The sequence below is a fragment of the bacterium endosymbiont of Bathymodiolus sp. 5 South genome, from assembly GCF_900128535.1.
In the GTDB taxonomy this organism is placed as follows: domain Bacteria; phylum Pseudomonadota; class Gammaproteobacteria; order PS1; family Pseudothioglobaceae; genus Thiodubiliella.
The window spans coordinates 1-16957 of sequence record NZ_FQTR01000032.1 but is presented as its reverse complement, the minus strand read 5'-3'; the positions used below and the strand labels follow the sequence as shown (position 1 = coordinate 16957).

Below are 16957 nucleotides of genomic sequence, written 5' to 3'. Positions count from 1 at the left end.
ATAGGTGTAGCCAGTTACGGATGAAGTGTAGCCAGTTGAGTGTGATGCTAATAAAGGGTAACTAATTGTAGATGACAGGGTAACTAATTGTTGATAGGGGTAACTTATTGTTGATAAAGGGTAACTTATTTTTTTAAATGCTATTGCAATAAAGGTTTTTAAAATTCCTGCCTCTGTTTTTTTAGTAAGAATGGTAACCAATTGTTGATAGGGGTAACCAATTGTTGATAGGGGTAACTTTCCTTTAGTTACAACAACTTTAATAGACGAAAAAAGACCTACAATATGATTGCAGTATCTTTTAAACGCTATTTTTTTACTTATTTTCATCATAAAATTCTTAAATTAATTAAAAAATTTCACAAATTAAGCAAAGATATAAATTATAATTAAAAATCATTTTAACTATAATTTATGAATTTGGCTCCTCGAGCTGGGCTCGAACCAGCGACAAATGGATTAACAGTCCATTGCTCTACCAACTGAGCTATCGAGGAATAAGCGTGATATTATAATAGAAATTCGATTTTATAGTTGCTTATTTTTATAAACTTTAGCAATAAAAAGTGGGCTTAATTAAGTGTCTTTAAAAAAAATAATTAAAATCAGAGTGATAATTTTAAGTTTTTTTTACAGACGATAAAAAACCACCCCGAAGAGTGGTTTTATTGCTATGCTGATTCAATCAGCCAACAAGCACTAACTACTTAACAGTTTGGCTTTTAGCGATTGCATCTGCGTAACCTTTAGCATAAGCGTCCGCTTGTGCTTTAACGAAAGCATCAGCTTGACCTTTGGCATAGGCATCAGCTTGACCTTTAGCAGTAGCATCAGCTCTACCAGTAGCATTACCATCAGCAGAACCTGAAACAGCGTTGTCAGTCTTGTTCTTAGTGTTAAAGTTCATGCCGAAGTCTGTGTCGTTTAACCAGTTGTTTTTGTTCTTGAATGGACCCCAGTTTGAACCACCGTTGAAAGGACCAGCGTTAGAACCACCGTTGAAAGGACCCCAGTTGTTACCACCATTGAAAGGACCCCAGTTTGAACCAGAGTTCATAGGACCGAAGTTAGAACCACCGTCGAAAGGACCCCAGTTGTTGTTATTGCTGCTATTGTAACCATTGCCATTGTTAAAGAAACCAGCTGAAGCTGATGTAGCTGCTACTAAAGTAGCGATTGCGATAATTTTTTTCATAATATTTCTCATATAATATTAACATGCCTTTATTGGCGTGCTTTGTCTCAGGATTTTCCTGATAAGTGCGTATTATACTGTAACTATATTAGAAGTCAATAATATTCTAATATTAATTTTAAATAAATTATATAAATGCTTGTAGAGTAAGGTTTATAGTGAGACCTTTGCATAAATAGGGATGATTAGCAAAATCCAATTTTTGCCCAATTGGTGATTTCTTTAAACCTTGTCCTAGCAGGGCTAAGGCTGGGTTTAAAAAATCGCCAAGTGGGTGAAAAGTGGGTTTCTGATGATTGTTCCTATTTATGCAAAGGCCTCATAGTATTAAAAAAATATAAATAAACAAAAAAAGACGCTAAAAAGCGTCTTTTTTTTGTATTTTTATTAAACCTTTACAAAGAATCAATCAGCGCATCGCCGAACTCAGAACAAGATAACAAAGTAGCACCGTCCATTAATCTTTCTAAGTCATAAGTGACTGTTTTATTTTGAATCACATTTGACATAGCGCTCAACACATTATCTGCAGCCTCCGTCCAACCCATATGTCTAAGCATCATCTCTGCTGAGAGAATAATTGAACCTGGATTGACTTTATTTTGTCCCGCATATTTTGGTGCTGTGCCGTGTGTGGCTTCAAATACTGCGGTGGTATCTGACAAGTTAGCACCTGGTGCGATACCAATACCGCCTACTTGCGCTGCTAGCGCATCTGAAATATAGTCGCCATTTAAGTTGAGCGTGGCAATCACTGAATACTCTTCTGGGCGCAGTAGAATTTGTTGTAAGAAAGCATCGGCAATGACATCTTTAACAGTGATAGTTGAGCCCGTGTTTGGATTGCTAAATTCACACCAAGGCCCATCACCGATAACTTTAGCACCGAACTCGTCTTGTGCAAGCTGATAACCCCAATCTCTGAAACCCCCTTCAGTGAATTTCATAATGTTACCTTTATGCACCAAAGTTACTGAATCTTTGTCATTATCAATGGCATATTGAATAGCAGCACGCACTAAACGCTGGGTACCTTCTTGTGAAACTGGCTTAATGCCAATGCCAGAAGTTTGAGGAAAACGAATCTTGGTTGTCCTCATTTCATTTTGCAAAAAGTTGATGACTTTTTTGACCTCCTCTGTGCCTGCTTGATATTCAATACCTGCATAAATATCTTCAGAGTTTTCTCTGAAAATCACCATATCAACTTTTTCAGGTGCTTTAACAGGTGTTGGCGTGCCAACAAAGTATTGCACGGGGCGTTGACAAATAAACAAATCAAGTTCTTGGCGAATCGCAACATTGAGTGAGCGCATACCGCCGCCCACAGGTGTGGTTAGTGGACCTTTGATTGCTACTGAAAGCGCTTGAATCGCATCAAGGGTTTCTTGTGGTAGATACTCGCCGTATAATGCATTGGCTTTTTCACCCGCGTAGATTTCCATCCATTGAATGGCTCTTTGCCCATCGTAGGTTTTGTCCACGACTGCATCAATGACTTTTTTCATCACTGGTGAGACATCCGCACCAATACCATCACCTTCAATATAACCAATAATTGGCTTGTTTGGCACTTGGATAACACCCTCTTTAAAGGTAATTTTTTTGCCATCAACTGGCTTATGAATGTGTTTGTAAGTCATGGATTGATTATCTGTTATAAAACGCAGTATTATAGCGTCTTCGCCATCTGAATAATATTTTTTACGCGTGTTAATGGCTTCAAATCTGAGTTTTTTATAAAACGATAAGGCGCTATGATTAGAGGTACGCACTTCAATAAAAACTTCTTTAACACCTGATGCTTGCAGTTGATAAACAAACAACTTCTTACCCAAACCTTGATGTTGATAATCGGGATGAATGCAAATATTGAGCAAATCAGCCACCTTAGATGCACGCAGTGCAATACTATAACCCAATACTTGATTGTCTTTAAAGATTAGGCACGCTACAGTGTTGGGATTGTGCAGGCTATGGGTAAACTTCGCTTTATTCCAAGGTATTTTGTAAGCCAGTCGTTCTATGACCAAGACATCCTCAATATCTTGTATCTCAAACGCTCTAAAGGAAATATTGATAGGCTTTATTGTCGGTTTCATTTTGGTAAAAATAGCCTAATTCATCAAAACGACACTCAATACTGCTGACATCGTCAACTTGCAAGCCGATTAATACCCGCCCAAAATCGGCGCCATGATTACGGTAATGAAACAAGGAAATATTCCAATCACTGCCGATTTTTTTTAAGAAGTCTAGTAAAGCACCAGGGCGCTCAGGAAATTCAAAGCGATACAAAACCTCATTACCAGCATCAGCGCGCCCGCCCACCATATAACGAATGTGTGTCTTGGCAATAGAGTTGTTGCTCATATCTAAAACATCAAATGATTGTGAGAGTTTGTCAATCAACACTTGTTTCTCGTCAAGCCCTTTGCTAAGTGCCACACCAACAAAAATACGCGCCTGATTGGACGGCGTGTAGCGATAATTAAACTCGGTGATGGTGTGGTTGTCTAACAATTGACAAAATTTTAAAAAACTACCTGGTTTTTCATCAATGGTAGCGGCAATAATGGCTTCATTATGTTCACCCAAATCAGCACGCTCAGCGATATAGCGCAAACGATCAAAATTCACATTTGCACCTGAGACGATAGCGACTAAATTTTCACCTGCGATATTATTTTGCTTAATATACTTTTTTAATCCTGCTGTGGCAAGTGCACCAGCAGGCTCTGCAATAGAGCGCACATCTTCATAAATATCTTTAATCGCCGCGCAAATCTCATCATTACTCACCAGCACAACCTCATCCACTACTTCTTTGGCTATTCGATAAGTAACTTCGCCAATTTGTTTAACTGCCACGCCATCGGCAAAACGCCCTACTTCTGGCAAAATAACACGCTCAGCATTTTTAAGTGCCTGATACAAGGTTGGCGAGTCTTTTGGCTCAACACCGATAACTTGAATGTTTGGCGCATAATGTTTGATATAAGTCGCCATACCTGCAATCAATCCACCACCACCCACGGGGATAAAAACCCTGTCCATCTTTGGATTTTGTTCTAACAGCTCTTTGGCAATAGTTGCTTGACCTGCTATCACTTCAATATCATCATACGGGTGGATAAAAACCAAATCTTGCTGTTGTTCTAATTGTTTGGCGTAGGCAAATGCATCGTCATATACATCACCGTGTAGCACCACTTTTCCGCCCAGTTGTTCAACAGCATTGACTTTGATTTTAGGGGTGGAAAGTGGCATTACAATCACTGACTCAATGCCGAGTTTGCTGGCAGACAACGCCACACCTTGTGCGTGATTACCTGCACTAGATGCCACTACACCTTTGGCTTTTTGTTTAGCCGACAAGCCAGATATTTTTTGATAAGCGCCCCTAAGTTTAAAAGAATGCACCACCTGCTTATCTTCACGCTTTAGATAAATAGTATTTTTGCTACGCACACTGAGTTGGTGCGCCACACTCAATGGCGACTCGCTTGCAACCTCGTAAACGCGTGTGGCGTGTACTAAATCAATAATTTTTTGCATACAATTCTTGTAAATAATCAATCCCTACATAGCTATGCTCAGTGTGCTCACCACTTAACATGGTGAAGGGTTTGTTGTTAGGCTCGCCCAAGTGATCGAGTACTGCCATTGCACCATCAAACTGATGCGTCTTAGTATATTCGTTAACGGTAATCAATGTTTTTAAGTTTGCATCACTTGATGAGACTATGCCATTGTGTGAGTCCTCAAAAGCAATCGCCTGATTAGCTTTAAGGTTCATCTGCTTCAACACATAGTGATAAATATCCCCTGCCGGTTTAAGATTTGGCACTACATTACCTGCACCAATCACTTCAAACCAACCCAATGCGTCAACACCCAGCGTATGTGCAATGAGTGCATCAACATTTGCAGGCGTGGTGGTGGTGGCAATTGCCAATCTCAAACCAGCTCTGCGTGCTTCACTAAACAAACGAGCCACCCCTGTTCTTAAAGGAATAGCACCCATATCAGCAAGACGCACATAGATTTTAGTTTTTAAAGTATGTACCTTTTTAGCAAGTACATCCACATCATCGCACGCAAAATCAGGGCGATGCGTTTTCAGATAATACTTAATGCGTAATTGCCCACCCGTCACATTCAACAGTTCGTGATAAAGATCATTTGTCCAAAACCAATCCAGTCCCAGTTCCTTGAATGCCTCGTTAAAGGCGACCAAATGCCCATCACGCTCAGTGTTTGCTAATGTTCCATCTACATCAAAAATAAGTGCTTCTAATGCCATCTTTTTATTATAATGTCTGAAAATTGCTATTTTAAATTAACAAACCATTATGTCAGAACCTAATTTTCAAGATATTCCTAATTACAAGCCTAAGAAAAACGAAGACTTTATGTCTGAAGGACAAATTGAACACTTTAAAGAAAAACTTAATGCTTGGATGAAACAGTTAATCAGCGATGCTGAAACTACCATCACTCACATTCAAGAAGATTCATCAAAAGTGGCAGATGATAACGACAGAGCTACACTTGAAGAAGAGTTTGCACTTGAGTTAAGAACACGCGATCGTGAAAGACAACTCATTAGCAAGATTGACAAAACCCTACATTTGATTGAAATGGGTGATTACGGTTATTGCAAAACTTGCGGTGCAGAAATCGCCCTACCAAGATTAGAAGCTCGCCCTACGGCGGATGAATGTATAGACTGTAAGACCATCGCTGAGCGTAAAGAGGTTTAATTTTCTGTCTCATTTACCTTGTACAGAGATACTTGAAAATTTTAACCTTTCCTACTTCTTTTGCGTCTCACTTAAAAATGTTGATAAGATTTACAGTGCTTTTCTAGTCCTTTAATTTTTAATCCTTTCTTTTTAGTAATCGCACCAATCTTGGTGAGTTTAATATCCAAGTCTTTTTCAATGGCTTTGATACGATTAATATACGCATTTGGCACAGTGAAACAAAGCTCATAATCATCGCCACCGGCTAATGCTACGCACCAATCTTGGGTATTGGCAATATGTTGTGCAACTTCGCTGGACAGCGGTAATGCTTCTAAGTTAATACCAGCGCCAACTTTTGAGCAGGTTAAGATATGTGATAAATCTTGCTCAAGTCCATCAGAAATATCAATACAACTATTGGCAATACCTAATAAAGATTGTGCGAGCACCACTTGTGGCTCAGGGCGATTAAATTGTTTGAGTAAGGCGCTTGATGGCGTTTGTTGCTTTTGTATTTGTTGCCATGCTAAGGCAGCATCACCCAATGTATTGGAAACAAATATAGGATCGCCTGCTTGTGCACCTGAGCGTAATAAGGCTTGATTCTTTTCTACAAAACCTGTGGCGTTAATAGTAATGCTGAGCTTACCCTTGCTGGTATCGCCACCAACCAAAGAAATATTATATTGTTTAGCGAGTGCTTTAAGTGACTGGGAAAAATCTGCAAGCCACTTTTTATCAACACTGGGCAAGCTAAGTGCTAAAGTAAAATAAAGTGGGGTTGCACCCATTGCTGCCAAATCACTCAAATTAACCGCTAAAGCTTTATAGGCAATATCTTGTGCTGATGTATTTGCTGGGAAATGCACCCCTTCAATTAGAGTATCAACAGTGGTGGCAAGTTGTTTGCCATGGTCAATAGAGATTAAGGCGCAATCATCACCGATGCCCTGATCCCAGTCAAAATATTTGTTGATTAGACTGAATTCATCCACTACATATAGGCATTTTCTTTCTGTGAGTGATCTGTCACATCTAAGACATTATTAATCTCAGGATAAATTGATTTAAGTTGTGCCTCTACGCCATTTTTAAGCGTTACTTTGACTGATGAGCAACCTTGACAACCACCACCAAAATTCAAAATAACATCCATATCTTTGGTGATTTCCACTAAATCAACAAAACCACCGTGTGAGGCAAGTTGCGGATTGACCTCAGCAGCGATGGTATATTTAATTTTCTCTTCAAGCGGCGCATCTTCTTTGGGCGCTTCGCCTTTGGCATTGGGTGCAGTGATAGTGAGTTTTTTGCTTGAACCTTCCTCTTTTAATGCCACCTCAGAATCTTTCAAATAATCAAAATTAGCCTCATCAATAAACGCATCAAAGCCTTTGTATTCAAATTTAAAATAGGTTTTGCCTAAATCTTTCTCGTAACAAAAATTAAAAGTAACGGCGGCAGCGGGTGTGCCTGCTTTTTCAATATCGACTTTAAGCCCCAAACCCTCTTCGTCTTGTTGAGCGAATAAATCCGCCACATAAATTTGCGCTTCATCTGTAATATTAAACATAGTTGTCCTTGCTAAAAAATTATATTATCTATCAATCTTACCTTATTCAAGTAAACTGCAGATAATATCGCAATTTTACTCGTATTATCGGTGATTTTCTTAAGGGTATTTGCATCTAATAACTCTAAATAGTCCAATTTAAAATAGCGCTGTAGTTGCTCAGTAGCAGACTGCAGATCTAATTCACCTCGCTCAATTTGTTTTAAAATCTTGTGTAGTTTCGATGCAATCTTGTATTCATCTGCATTTAAATATTGGTTGCGCGTACTCATGGCTAAACCGTTATCCTCACGCACAATCGGTGCCCCAATAATTTCAGTACCTGAGGTAAAGTGTTTAATAATGTGTAACTGCTGATAGTCTTTCTGACCAAATACTGCCACATCAGGATGGATAATTGCAAATAAGCGCCTAACAACTTGCAACACACCGTAAAAGAAATGCGGGCGCGATTTTCCACATAAAATCTCAAACAACGCCTTGTCTTGGGCAAATTCATCCTGATTAAAAACCGCATTATCTGGATAAATATCATGCGTATTTGGAATAAATACAAGGTCTGTTGGTGATAATTCTAAAGCAGCCAAATCAGCATCCATAGTCCGAGGATAAGTGCCAAAATCTTCATGCTGTGCGAACTGCGTTGGATTGACAAAAATACTGACCACCACCTTATCGGCATTTTTTTTTGCCAAATCAATCAACGATAAATGCCCCTGATGAAGACCACCCATGGTTGGCACAAAGGCAATTTTAGCGCTATCATTTCGCCAATTTTGCATCTCACTTATATTGTTAATAATTTTCATGCTTGCTCTACTTTGAATTTTGCTTGTAATGCTTGGTAATTTTGCACGATACGATTTGGATTGATGGTGTAGTCTTTGGTAATGTGTTGCTTCAGGGTTTTGGTTGCCCAAATTCTAAATTTAATACCTAACACTGAATTTACTTGATAACCAATAGCAATAATCACATCTAGATTGTATTTTCTAATATTCCCTTTAACTTCTCTATTGCCTTCTTTTTGAACTTGTAAAGAATCCTTACAAGTTGCTTTTTCTTCTAGGTCTTTATCGATAAATATTTGTTTTAAATGTATGGTTATATTTTGCGGCATTACCTCAAAAATCTGCGCTATTTGTTTTTTCGACACCCAAATAGTATCAGCACTTACATCTGCTTTTAATTCAACAGCACCATTTTTTTCTTGGTAGATTTTTGAGATTTTGGTCACCGATTATCACCAAAAGTAATATCTATTTGACCAAGTTTTGTTATTTTCTTTAATTTTTCTATTTCTATTTCTTTAATAATATCTCCAGCCCGTGAAATTTTTCCAGTAATTTCCACCCACTCCCCCAAATAATTAGATTTATAATCATCTATGCTCAAATTTTCAGACAAATGACAATGTATTTCATTGCCCTCATTCTTAACCTTAAAACCAATTTGATTTTTAGTGGCGTCTAAATTTATTGAGTTTATTCTACCTTGAATGGTTTTTATTTCTTCAGTAACATCCTGTTCTTGTTCTGTTGGTAAGTCAATAATAAAAAAACTTTGTTTATTTGTATTATCAATAATGACAGACTCTTCTAGCACTGACGATGATAACTCTAAATTGTCATTATCATTTTTTAATGGCATTACTATTTTTGCTGATTCTTCTCTGTATTTTTTATCAATAAGATTAGATCTGATAATTTCTTTTGCATTATCTGGAATGGGTAAATCTTTAATTTGTTGATATTGCCCTATTGGAATTTGACCAGATCTAAGCATTGATACTGTATTAGTGTTATTGATATTTATTTGAATTAGCGCTGTCTCTGAATAAATTGTTATTACAAAAAATAAAATTGAAATCAAAACTGGTCTTTTTTCTATTTCATCTAAGAAAGCCTTAAACTTAATTTTCTTTTTAAAACAATTATTAACAAATCCTTCTGTTAGGATTTGTAAAGATTCAATATCTGCTTCACTCAATTCTTTATTAGTTTTAACTAACTCATTGATTATTTTTGTCAAGCAATATTCAATGCCTAATAACTCATTACCCAAATCTTGGATATTCATAACACCATCAAATGACGGTCCATCGTATTTTACTTCTAAAAACAAATCTTCTAATTTAATGTCATTTTCTGGAAATAATGAGGTCATCTACTACTCCAAAAACTCAACTTCTGTTCTTTTACCAAAACCTTAAATTTACCAACAATTTGTTTTAGGTCATATCTCCCACTAGATTTTATAAATTCAGATAATTGCATAATTGATTAATTTTATGTTTAGGTTATTTTACGGTTTTTTGCTTGGAACACGCTTGAAAAAAATACGCCAATGGTGTTGGATTGATTTTTGCATGTTCTAACAAAATATAATACAGTGCCTTGTTGCTGTTGTTAACGGTTGGTGGCTTAATGCCAATTTGCAAACATTGTGCAAGCACAATCAAACGCCCAATACGACCATTGCCATCACTAAATGGATGAATCGTTTCAAAATGATAATGTGCTTGAGCAATATCACTTAGGCTCTGAATATAGGCATAGGTTTTTACCCAGCTTTCCAGTTCTTCCACAATGTCATCTAGATGCGTCAGTTGCGTATCAACATTTGGCAATACTCTTTGCTTAGTAAAAAATTCACCTGCATTATCAATCAAGCCACGCATTAGCACTTTATGCCAATCTTTAATTTGCTGCAAAGTGATCTCTACTTGAAAATTTTGAGCGATTTCTTGGGTAAGATAATAAATGTTTTGCACCTCTGCTACTGAGGTTGCACGGAAATTATTAGGCACGGTGTTGTTAAGTACAATTGCATCAAAATCCGCTGCTTGCGTGCCTGTCTCAATCTCAAGAGAACCTGCTGCCATTTGTCTAAGCGTCTTATCCATAATGGCAGGCTCGAACAAAAAATCGCCCAACTCAATACCTTTGACAACCTTGCTGAGATTACTCATATTTGGCAAAAAAATAGACTGACACCATAGCCAATCAATCTTATCTTGATTTTTAACTTTAATCTTTTGGGGGTTATCATTCCAGGCAATTAGCGTCATTCGAGTAATGCCTAGTGCCTGCGAAAAGGCAACTGAAGTTTGGTAATAATTCTGCAAATCGCTCAACTTTTGAGCATAGGAAATACTTTTATAATCAAAATTCATGGTGTATAATTTTTTGTATATTTATTAATTATTATACACTTGTTGTATAGTTTTTTGTATAATTTATAAAAGTTATACATTTCTATCAAAGAAAAATCAGCCTTTTTAATTTTTATTGATACCGACTTAATAGCTGTGTTTATCTGTTGGGAAAGTTTGTCTCTTAACTGCTTGAATAAAATCATTAGTTGCAGAAGCAATATTGCCATTGGTTAAAAAGTTTTTCACAAATTTTGGTGGGTTTTGCGTAATACCTAGCATATCGTAACTCACCAATACTTGCCCATCACAATCCACACCTGCACCGATGCCAATCGTGGGGATATTTAACGATTGTGATATTTTCTTGCCCAGTTTAGCGGGAATACATTCAAGCACGATGGTTTTTACCCCCCAACCTTCAAGCGCTTTGGCATTCTCTAAAATTCTTTGCGCATCATCCTCGCTTCTTCCCTGCACTTTATAACCACCCATTTCTAATACAGCTTGTGGTTGCAAACCAAGATGCCCACAAACGGGGATATGATTATCTTGTAAAATTTTAAAAGCAGATTCATGCTCACGCCCACCTTCAAATTTCACCATTTGTGCGCCTGCCTGCATTAAATATTTAGCATTTTCCAAAGTCTGTTTGGCAGAGGTATAACTTTGATAAGGCATATCACTAATTAACAAAGCTTGGCTTGTGGCTTGTGCCACTGCTTGCGTGTGATAAAGCATATCCTTCATACTCACACCTAATGTGTTTTCACCCCCCTTAATCACATTGCCAAGCGAATCACCGACTAAAATAATATCCACACCACACTGATCAAACACAGAGGCAAATGAAGCGTCATAGGCTGTCAAGCAGGTGATTTTTTCACTTCGCTGCTTAAATGTTTTTAATGCGTCAATCTTCATAATTTAATCAACGCTGATATATCTAACTTGTCAATTAACGCCTGAATAGGACCTAATACTGGCACTTTAAAATTAGGCTCTATTTCTGCCAACGGCACTAGCACAAAGCCACGATTCATCATCTCAGGATGTGGTACTATTAATTGCTTAGAAGCAATCACTTGCACGCCATAGGTAATAATATCCAAATCAATGGTTCTAGCGCCCCATTTTTTCTCGCGCACTCGGTGTTGCTTGGTTTCAATAGCCTGACAAACATACAACAACTCCAACGCACTTAGATGCGTATCTACCTCACACACAGCGTTAATATAATCTGGCTGCTTTGAGTTATCAATCGGCTTGGATTGATACAAACTCGACAAGGCCACCACCTTTACATCTTGCATACTATTCAATGCAATCAACGCATCTTTAATCTGTTGTTTGGGGTTATTAAGGTTTGAACCCAGTCCGATATAGGCTAGCATTAGTTTTCTTGATTGCTATTTGTTTTCAATCTTTCCAAAATTTTCCATTCTTTTTCATAATACTTATTATCAAGTTTTTTACCATCAGCACCAAAGCTTTTAAGAGTAACTCTTTTAATATCATCATAGCTTGAAACTGGTATCAAATTGTATTGCACATCGGTAAAAATTTTATTGTAAATAACTTTATAACCTTGTATAGAAAGGTTATCTTTTGTTGGTAATTTTTCAGTTAAATGTGCTTTAAATTTTCGCTCACCATTTTCAGTGAAAGTAATGCCAATAATTTCATCTTTTTTGATTAACAATAACTGAGGCAGTTTGTTATTTGTCTTTATATTAAAACCATTTTGATATTTTTTATCTAATTTACGAGACAATAAAACAGAAACATCAAATTTATTCATATGCCCATTATCATAACATTGTAATAAATAACCTTGTTGATATCCTTCAATAGCCAAGCTAAAGTTAGCATCTTCTTTTGCACTTTTAGAAACGATATAATTGCCTGATTGGTAAAGATTAAAAAATCGTGGAATTTTTGTAACTTCGTTCTCGCTTGACTTAAAAATAGATGATTGCTTGGATCCCATATCTTTAATCTGCTCTTCTTGTGTAGATTTGTCTTGTAGTTGGGTATTGTCCTGTTTCTTTGCTCTTGTTTCTACTGGGGTAGAATGTCTGCGCAATACATCCCAAAGTTGAGCGGTTGCTTGATGTTTATCATTAATATAGTGTGAATAAAGAATACGAAAAAATTGCCAGCCAGCCCGTTCTAATATTTCTTGACGCTGCATATCTTTCTCAAATTGCTCGTCACCATGCCAATAATCACCATCACACTCAATAGCAATTTTTGTGCCATCTGCACCAAACACGACTAAATCAATTTCATAACCTGCCACTTTATACGCAGGTTCTACCTTGTAACCTTTATTGATGATGTTATTATAAACTTCCACTTCAAACCAGCTTCTAAAAGGGTTAGGTGGTTTAGGCTCTTCACCATATCTTGGTTTTGGATTAGGCACAAAGATTAACTGACGCTGTTCAAATTCTATCGTATTGTAATTAACAATATAGTCTAAAAGTTGATAACGAAAATCATTTTTGGTTAAATCCTTTAATCGCACTGAATGGAAAAGCCATAATTGATCTTTAGCCCGACTTGTGGCAACATTAAAACGCCTCTTATATTCAACTTTTGTCAGTGCCTTCCTAGGGTGATCATGGGCTGTTACTAAACTCAAAAAGATAATATCTCGCTCATCACCTTGAAATGAAGCAGGATTGCCAACCATTATTTTTCTTTCTTGGTAGTCTTTACTGTTAACTTTTTCTAGCAATAAATTATGAATAATATCTTGTTGAGCTTTACCTTGTAAAACAATAATACCAATAGTTTTGTCTTGATATCGCTCATCTTGAATGATTTTGGCGATTTCACTAACAATGGCTTCCGCTTCAGGCTTGTTCTTAATATTACTGTTTTTCCCTTCTACATGCCCTGTATCACAAAATGTATTTTTTAATGGACTAAGACGCTCCTCAGAATAAGTTCTGAGCGGGGAAAGTGAAGTATGAGGAGCATAGCATAATTGATTGGAAAATTCAATAATTTCAGGCATACAGCGAAAATGCTCACGCAAAGTAATTTTATCAAAGTAAGCACTTGCATGATCAAAAAAACTACCAGTAGTACCATAGAATTCTTTATGAGGTATGTCTTGTAAATATTTACTAATAGCATTTTGAACCTCTTCATCAGTAACACCAATATATTCAGGTGCAGTCTGTTGATCGTCACCGACAATAATAATTTTCTTGGTCAAATACAATAACAACATTGCATCAATACCTAATTGACTAGCCTCATCCACAATAATATAATCATACATCTCTTGTTGCGGGGTAATAGTATCTGCTAATTGTTGTAATGGCATAATCCAACAAGGAATAACATCTTTACACTTCTGCATTTGTTGTTTAGCAATTTTTCGCCACTTCTGTGTGCGTTTACTTTCTGTTTTACCAATATTACTGACTGCTTGTGCCCAAAGATTTAACTCAGTTTTTAATGTTTTATCTTTAAGTTTTCTGGCTGTGTATTCCCATGCTTTATCTGCACCAATATCGGTAATTAATTTTTGCATTTGAATTTTATTGCGTTTAACGCTTTCTTTTAAATCTCTTATTATGCTCTCTTGAGGTAATTGTTGTACATAATTTTGAGCGTGCTTAAAACATAATGCATCTTGTAAGTCTGTAAAAGTGATTACTCTGCCAAAAAGAATTTTTTCGATTGTATTGGGTATTTTTTCACTTAATTGTTGTCGAATTTCCTTAAACTGGTTTTCCTGCTCTATCTTGTCATAGGTGTTCTGATAATTCTGATCCCACTCTTGTTTTGTAAAGTCAATGTTTGCGTGTGCATCCACTAAATACTTATCTGATTTTAATTTGTATAATGAGATTATTTCTCGATAAAGTCGCAATTTTTGCTCATATTCATTCTTAGAATCAGCGTTATATATTCTTTTTAATTTATCAAATTTTTGTTTCAATTCTATATCTTTGATAACTTGTTTAAATTCTTCTATGGTATCGCAGTCGCTATCATTAACTTTAACCGCCTCAATAAAATAGAGTTTTTCTTTTATTTCTTTAGGTAAAAAGAACTTTCCAGTAGAAAAGCGAACGCCCTCTAATCGATGACCATCATTTAAATACCCCAACAATGTTTCTGCATGATCTTTTAGAATATTAAAGGACTTATCAGGATAGGTGATTGTAATATTATCCAATTCTTTTAACGCCTCCAATACTGGCAACTCATTAATTAAACATTCTAGTTCTTGAATATCTCGTTCTTCCAAAGAAAAATCACCATACTTTTTTATTAATTCATCGTATCGTTTAACTTGGTTTAGGGTTGGCAATTTTTTTATATCTACAACAGTGTCAAAATCCAACGAGGGATAAATTTGATTAAATTCAATGAGTTTATTAAATTGATTTTCTAAATTTTTATCATCATAATTGCTATATTTATCTTGATACCACTCAAATTGTTGCTCATCAATTTTTAATTGCTCCAATACATCAACCAACATACCTTGATATTTAGGATTGTTAATTTCTTGAGTGCCCTGCCTAACAATCTTTTTATACTCGTTAGTGTCTTTAGCAATATTTCTTTTAATTTGGTCTAATTCGTTTGTTTTATCAATATAATTAAAATTCTCTGATTTATTTTTAATCGCTTCAACACTACTACTTAAATCATCTTTAGAGGCTTGGTCACTACCCCAATAATTAACCACAAGACTTTGATATTTATCAGGCAATTTATTCTTTAATACTTCTAGAGCGCGTTTAGTTTGGGCAGTTACCAATACTTTATTACCTGTTGCTAGCAAATGGCAAATTAAATTAGCAATGGTATGTGATTTTCCTGTTCCAGGTGGTCCTTGTACTACAAGAGCATCGTGGTGTTTTATTTTGTTAAGTATTTCTTTTTGTTCTTGATTGGCAGGGTGTGGAAAATAAATAGTTTCTATTTCTGTTGTTGTTTTGCCTGAAGTTCTATTTTCATTATTTTGTATATTTTGACCAAGCAAGCAATCAATAAGTTTTATCTTTTTTGGCTGTTCTTGCTTTTCTAAAGTTTTTATAATATGTTCATACGCTCTACTAAGTTTACTGGTGTTTTTCTTTCTTAAAATTAATGCTGGCGTATAAGAAATACTTTTATAGTTAGTTATTCTAGGCTTAGATATTTGATCATAATATTGCTCTACACCGATACTATCTGCAAAATTTGCAACAATCTTATTTGCACTTTTTACATCTAACAAATCTATATCATCATTTTGCTCATCAATAACAATTTTTTCAAAATTTTTCTTAGCCTCCTGAATGCTATTATTGTCAAACTCTTTTAAAAAAAATTCATCTTCAACTTCTGGTTTTTCATCGCTTATCTTAACTGTGATAGTGGCGTTATTGTATTCAATATCAGCAATTTGAATGATAAGATGACGACAATATTTTAGAGTATCGTTATTTTCTTGGTAGTTGAATAAACCAACAGCAACAACCAATTCATGGGTTTCACTATTATTTTTTAATTCTTCGTAAAATTTAAAAAATTGTTGATAAAGTTTCAATAGTTTTCTATATTCAGTTAATTGTTTATCATGCTCTTCTTTTTGTTTCTGATATTGTTGATATTTCTCTTGATATTCTGATAAATCATTTATCCATTGGTTGTTAATATAGTTATTTAATTTTTGCGTTAAATCATCATCTAAAAATAGAGTTGCTTCATTGTGTTCTACTTCTGTTTTTACAACAGGTTTATTACCTTCATCGTACAAATCTTCAAGCCAAATAATTAACGCTTTAGGCGTTTGAATTTGTGGCTCTATAAGTTTTTCCGGCTCTTCGGGTTTTTTAAGTTTTAACCAGAAATCTTTTTTATCATCTGTTTTAACGGTATTATAAAAAATGTCATTATTAGGAACAGTGTCAAGCCAAACACATTCATATTGCTTAGATACATCAATGTTTCTAATTACTTGATTGCGTAATTTAGCAAATGCTTTTAAATACTTAAATAGCTGTGAATATTGACTCATAACATTTTATCATCCAACCCAATTCTCAGTTTTCAGCCCTGGGACACGCTCAAACTCCTTAAGATTATTGCTTATCAGTGTAGCGCCCAAACTGCATGCATGAGCGGCGACCCAAAGATCGTTATTGCCAATAATATTACCTTGCTTAGATAATTTTGCACGAATATCACCATAGTGCTTGGCAACATCGCTATCAATAGGAATAATGCGGATATTTTGCGTGAATTTATCCAAACTTATTTTTGAT

The 16957-nt window shown here is 35.8% G+C and carries 16 protein-coding genes, 1 tRNA gene and 1 pseudogene; 1 reads left to right on the top strand and 17 read right to left on the bottom strand.

What is annotated here, in order from left to right; genetic code table 11:
• From BBROOKSOX_RS04825 to BBROOKSOX_RS04800, 7 genes and pseudogenes are all read right to left on the bottom strand, one after another.
• A partial coding sequence (locus BBROOKSOX_RS04825) for a hypothetical protein (RefSeq protein WP_139660118.1) occupies positions 1 to 333 on the bottom strand: 333 nt, incomplete at its 3' end.
• Positions 334 to 421: 88 nt separating this feature from the next.
• Positions 422 to 497 (bottom strand) — tRNA-Asn (locus BBROOKSOX_RS04820).
• Positions 498 to 703: 206 nt separating this feature from the next.
• Entirely contained in the window at positions 704 to 1195 is a 492-nt protein-coding gene (locus tag BBROOKSOX_RS04815) for a hypothetical protein (RefSeq protein WP_139660117.1), read from the bottom strand.
• Between the two features lie 395 nt (positions 1196 to 1590).
• Positions 1591 to 2838, bottom strand: coding sequence for an NADP-dependent isocitrate dehydrogenase (icd, locus tag BBROOKSOX_RS04810; RefSeq protein ID WP_257607769.1), 1248 nt, complete (start codon positions 2836 to 2838; stop codon positions 1591 to 1593).
• Positions 2839 to 2877: 39 nt separating this feature from the next.
• Positions 2878 to 3297: pseudogene (rimI, locus tag BBROOKSOX_RS12060) on the bottom strand (ribosomal protein S18-alanine N-acetyltransferase); the annotation flags it as partial.
• On the bottom strand, positions 3260 to 4753 hold the full coding sequence (gene ilvA, locus BBROOKSOX_RS04805) for a threonine ammonia-lyase, biosynthetic (protein ID WP_139660115.1): 1494 nt from the start codon (positions 4751 to 4753) through the stop codon (positions 3260 to 3262). The gene ilvA and the pseudogene rimI, both read right to left, overlap by 38 nt.
• Positions 4737 to 5501, bottom strand: coding sequence for an HAD-IA family hydrolase (locus tag BBROOKSOX_RS04800; protein ID WP_139660114.1), 765 nt, complete (start codon positions 5499 to 5501; stop codon positions 4737 to 4739). The genes ilvA and BBROOKSOX_RS04800 overlap by 17 nt, the downstream gene beginning before the upstream one ends.
• A 49-nt stretch (positions 5502 to 5550) precedes the next feature.
• Here BBROOKSOX_RS04800 and dksA point away from each other — a divergent pair, with 49 nt between their 5' ends.
• Positions 5551 to 5961 carry an RNA polymerase-binding protein DksA gene (gene dksA / locus BBROOKSOX_RS04795; protein WP_139660113.1) on the top strand — a complete coding sequence of 137 codons (411 nt, stop codon included), beginning with the start codon at positions 5551 to 5553 and terminating at the stop codon, positions 5959 to 5961.
• A gap of 71 nt (positions 5962 to 6032) precedes the next feature.
• Here the strand turns inward: dksA and thiL are convergent, their stop codons facing one another.
• From thiL to BBROOKSOX_RS04745, 10 genes are all read right to left on the bottom strand, one after another.
• Positions 6033 to 6941 carry a thiamine-phosphate kinase gene (thiL, locus tag BBROOKSOX_RS04790; RefSeq protein ID WP_139660112.1) on the bottom strand — a complete coding sequence of 303 codons (909 nt, stop codon included), beginning with the start codon at positions 6939 to 6941 and terminating at the stop codon, positions 6033 to 6035.
• On the bottom strand, positions 6941 to 7519 hold the full coding sequence (locus tag BBROOKSOX_RS04785; protein ID WP_139660111.1) for an NfuA family Fe-S biogenesis protein: 579 nt from the start codon (positions 7517 to 7519) through the stop codon (positions 6941 to 6943). The genes thiL and BBROOKSOX_RS04785 overlap by 1 nt, the downstream gene beginning before the upstream one ends.
• Positions 7520 to 7530: 11 nt before the next feature.
• Positions 7531 to 8328 (bottom strand): pantoate--beta-alanine ligase, encoded by a 798-nt coding sequence (gene panC, locus BBROOKSOX_RS04780; RefSeq protein ID WP_139660110.1) that lies wholly within the window; start codon positions 8326 to 8328, stop codon positions 7531 to 7533.
• Entirely contained in the window at positions 8325 to 8756 is a 432-nt protein-coding gene (gene rhuM / locus BBROOKSOX_RS04775; protein WP_139660109.1) for a RhuM family protein, read from the bottom strand. The genes panC and rhuM overlap by 4 nt, the downstream gene beginning before the upstream one ends.
• A complete protein-coding gene (locus BBROOKSOX_RS04770; protein WP_139660108.1) occupies positions 8753 to 9685 on the bottom strand; it encodes a hypothetical protein in 933 nt (310 codons plus the stop codon). Before BBROOKSOX_RS04770 ends, rhuM begins: the two co-directional genes overlap by 4 nt.
• Before the next feature lie 133 nt (positions 9686 to 9818).
• On the bottom strand, positions 9819 to 10694 hold the full coding sequence (locus BBROOKSOX_RS04765; protein ID WP_139660107.1) for a Fic family protein: 876 nt from the start codon (positions 10692 to 10694) through the stop codon (positions 9819 to 9821).
• Between the two features lie 126 nt (positions 10695 to 10820).
• Entirely contained in the window at positions 10821 to 11597 is a 777-nt protein-coding gene (panB, locus tag BBROOKSOX_RS04760; RefSeq protein ID WP_139660106.1) for a 3-methyl-2-oxobutanoate hydroxymethyltransferase, read from the bottom strand.
• Entirely contained in the window at positions 11594 to 12067 is a 474-nt protein-coding gene (gene folK / locus BBROOKSOX_RS04755; RefSeq protein WP_139660105.1) for a 2-amino-4-hydroxy-6-hydroxymethyldihydropteridine diphosphokinase, read from the bottom strand. The genes panB and folK overlap by 4 nt, the downstream gene beginning before the upstream one ends.
• The gene (locus BBROOKSOX_RS04750) at positions 12067 to 16710 is read right to left on the bottom strand and encodes an AAA domain-containing protein (RefSeq protein ID WP_139660104.1); all 4644 of its coding nucleotides are present in this window, start codon (positions 16708 to 16710) and stop codon (positions 12067 to 12069) included. The genes folK and BBROOKSOX_RS04750 overlap by 1 nt, the downstream gene beginning before the upstream one ends.
• A gap of 9 nt (positions 16711 to 16719) precedes the next feature.
• On the bottom strand, positions 16720 to 16957 hold a 238-nt coding region (locus tag BBROOKSOX_RS04745), incomplete at its 5' end, for a PIN domain-containing protein (protein ID WP_139660103.1).

Excerpts from the sequence above, each read along its gene's own strand:
- BBROOKSOX_RS04815 (WP_139660117.1), bottom strand. The coding sequence starts at position 1,195 with ATGAAAAAAATTATCGCAATCGCTACTTTAGTAGCAGCTACATCAGCT.
- icd (WP_257607769.1), bottom strand. The coding sequence starts at position 2,838 with ATGACTTACAAACACATTCATAAGCCAGTTGATGGCAAAAAAATTACC.
- ilvA (WP_139660115.1), bottom strand. The coding sequence starts at position 4,753 with ATGCAAAAAATTATTGATTTAGTACACGCCACACGCGTTTACGAGGTT.
- BBROOKSOX_RS04800 (WP_139660114.1), bottom strand. The coding sequence starts at position 5,501 with ATGGCATTAGAAGCACTTATTTTTGATGTAGATGGAACATTAGCAAAC.
- dksA (WP_139660113.1), top strand. The coding sequence starts at position 5,551 with ATGTCAGAACCTAATTTTCAAGATATTCCTAATTACAAGCCTAAGAAA.
- BBROOKSOX_RS04785 (WP_139660111.1), bottom strand. The coding sequence starts at position 7,519 with ATGTTTAATATTACAGATGAAGCGCAAATTTATGTGGCGGATTTATTC.
- panC (WP_139660110.1), bottom strand. The coding sequence starts at position 8,328 with ATGAAAATTATTAACAATATAAGTGAGATGCAAAATTGGCGAAATGAT.
- BBROOKSOX_RS04770 (WP_139660108.1), bottom strand. The coding sequence starts at position 9,685 with ATGACCTCATTATTTCCAGAAAATGACATTAAATTAGAAGATTTGTTT.
- BBROOKSOX_RS04765 (WP_139660107.1), bottom strand. The coding sequence starts at position 10,694 with ATGAATTTTGATTATAAAAGTATTTCCTATGCTCAAAAGTTGAGCGAT.
- panB (WP_139660106.1), bottom strand. The coding sequence starts at position 11,597 with ATGAAGATTGACGCATTAAAAACATTTAAGCAGCGAAGTGAAAAAATC.
- folK (WP_139660105.1), bottom strand. The coding sequence starts at position 12,067 with ATGCTAGCCTATATCGGACTGGGTTCAAACCTTAATAACCCCAAACAA.
- BBROOKSOX_RS04750 (WP_139660104.1), bottom strand. The coding sequence starts at position 16,710 with ATGAGTCAATATTCACAGCTATTTAAGTATTTAAAAGCATTTGCTAAA.